Raw genomic sequence first — 2,395 nt, 5'->3', positions numbered from 1 at the left:
CACCCTCGTCGAGATCATCCCCGGCAAGGGGTCCGGCCAGCTCAAGAAGCGGGTGCTGCGGTTCCTCGACCAGAAGGACGTCAAGCAGCTCTACCACCGGGTCGAAAAGGACTCGAAGAACTTCGGCCGCCTCTTCGTCCACTTCCGCTGGAAGTGAGTGCCCCGGCTTCCCGACCCTGAACGTCAGTCCCGGACGTGGCCGAAACGCCGTCGGTTCGGCATCTTCCGCCGTTGTTCGCGCTTAGTAGTACTGGATCTGTGCCACGCGATGATGGCAGCATCTCACCGTCATCCCGATGCTCACACAGAGGCAGGCGGCCCCGGGTCGACGAGACCCGGGGCCCTGCTCAGGCGCCCGGTCGATCAGATTCAGCTCCCCGCTTGTGCGCGTGGGTAGTGCGCACGAAGAGGATTCCCGCCACCATCGTGATGGCGCCGGCGACGAGGCTGAGCACCGTGCTGTGGCTCATGGCCCAGACGATGAAGAGCATGATCATGGTCAGTCCTGTGATGACCGCGAAGTGCACCACGGAGGCGCTTCGGGCGTTCGTCTCGGACTCCTCTAGACCGAGCTCGAGGCCTAGCACCCTGTTGACCCAGAACTTGATGTTGACCGTGTTCCTTCGGATTACGGGATCAGCCCGTTCTCCTGGGACGCCTTCTCCGGGTTCTGCCGTCAGGTCCATGTTCACCTGCTCCGGCTGCCGCGGCGGTTTCGCCATGTTCAACCCCTTCTTGAGGCCACTTCTTAGCTTGCCCACCGTGGCCGCCCCCCGACGAGGGGCTGCCCTGCGTGCACCATCGAACCTGACCGAGAGTACACCGTCACGCGCATCGGAAAGCCACTCGGGTACGCGCCTTACGCGTACAAACGTACGGTGATCATGCAGCACTCATACGTCCAGAGGATGCAGCCCGACGTCTTGCGCCTGTACGGTGGGGAAGGGGAATGGGTCAGACTACCGCACCTGCGGATCCCGGGTGGCAGGTTCGGGCTAGGCAAGAGATACTGCAAAGATGCATACTACCGGCGCGTAAGTGCCGTACAACCCGAACCTGGGAGGTGACTATGTCGTTACTGCGTGTAGGTGGCTTTCGCCTGCCCCCGTAGGGCCAACTCTCCAACCGGAGAGGGTGAAGCCACCTGTCCTAGCGACATTCCGAGCAAGGAAAGGGTATGAAAGGGGATGAACTTACAATGCCAGTAAGGACGAGCGTGCTCGACCGTCAAGGCACTGAAGAACACATCCGTACCCACCCCGATGAGGATGGCCCGCAAGTGTCCTCCCCCTCGGCGCCGCGGCGCGACACCCCTAAGGCCGACGACCTCCCGCCAGGGAGTACGGGCACAGGAGGTCAGCTAGTGCGCCTTACAGTCAACTTGACGCCTCGTTCGAGCGAGGCCCTGGAAAAAGCGAGCAAGGAATCGGGGGACTCCAAAACCGATACGGTTAACCGTGCCCTGCAGGTCTACGCCGTGATCCAGGAGATGTGCAAGCGAGGCGGGGGAAGCATCCGGGTCATTCACCCGGACGGGGAAGTCGAGAGGGTGCACATCATTTGAGCACCGTCTTGTGCAATGACGTTACTCCGAAGCTGATTGCAAGATCACAGCTGGTGCTCGCCAATGTCTTGCGGCACTGGTTTCACAAGCACCTGACGGTGCTTGTGCTGAGGGACACGGGCAAGGGCGCCCGACCTTTGACGACTGCCCTCAGAGTCGTATAGCCAAATCATGCGGGGGTCCAGTACTCCCCTCCTGTTCTGGACTCCCGCCCTGGCACTCCCCTTCGAGGCGTGCTCACCACGCCACAAGTCGGCTTCTATCCTGCCGCGACTGGCGAGCAACTACGCGGTTCCGGCCACGGGCTGGCAACATCCCCTCCCTCGAACGACTCAGCTGTGCAAAACCGCTTCAGCGGCGTACAGCTTCGCGGCGGAGTTCGCCCACTCCGCGTTCAGCGACACGTGCGGATGCCGCAGTCTCGTGCGGCGTCCAGAACAGCGCGCAAAGGCATCCGGCCCACACCCCGGCCCTTCCAGGTTCCACTACACCGCCAGTCTGCTCTGGAACCTCCTAACTCACTTACCCGTAGCCCCGATTAGCGGCGGGTAGCTATCAAGGTCGTGAGCGCGGGTGTCGACGGTGATCGTTGACCCGTAGGGTGTCCTGATGTCGACGGTGAACCTGCGGCGATCGGCGCGTGCGGTCGTCGTCGATGAGGACGACCGGGTTCTGCTGCTACGACTCGCCATTCCCGATCCGGCTGGCACGATCGCCGTTTGGATCACTCCCGGGGGTGGCGTCGAAGACGGCGAGACGCCACTGGCCGCGCTGCGGCGAGAGTTGCGCGAAGAGGTCGGTCTTGCTCTCGATGTCGACCCGCCTCAGGTC

General features: G+C 62.7%; 3 protein-coding genes. 2 read left to right on the top strand and 1 reads right to left on the bottom strand.

The window, feature by feature from the left end:
* Positions 1–157 (top strand): Smr/MutS family protein (locus KBX08_RS32950; RefSeq protein WP_210787660.1); only part of this gene is annotated, 157 nt, incomplete at its 5' end.
* A gap of 190 nt (positions 158–347) precedes the next feature.
* Here the strand turns inward: KBX08_RS32950 and KBX08_RS32945 are convergent.
* On the bottom strand, positions 348–722 hold the full coding sequence (locus tag KBX08_RS32945; protein ID WP_210787659.1) for a hypothetical protein: 375 nt from the start codon (positions 720–722) through the stop codon (positions 348–350).
* 1,451 nt (positions 723–2,173) lie between these two features.
* Here KBX08_RS32945 and KBX08_RS32940 point away from each other — a divergent pair.
* A partial coding sequence (locus KBX08_RS32940; protein ID WP_210787658.1) for an NUDIX domain-containing protein occupies positions 2,174–2,395 on the top strand: 222 nt, incomplete at its 3' end.

It is taken from the genome of Micromonospora sp. H61 (genome assembly GCF_018070325.1).
GTDB classification, from domain to species: Bacteria; Actinomycetota; Actinomycetes; order Mycobacteriales; family Micromonosporaceae; genus Micromonospora; species Micromonospora salmantinae.
This window is presented reverse-complemented; position numbering and strand designations above follow the sequence as displayed.

Coding starts and splice junctions, on each gene's coding strand:
- KBX08_RS32945 (WP_210787659.1), bottom strand. CDS start 722: ATGGCGAAACCGCCGCGGCAGCCGGAGCAGGTGAACATGGACCTGACG.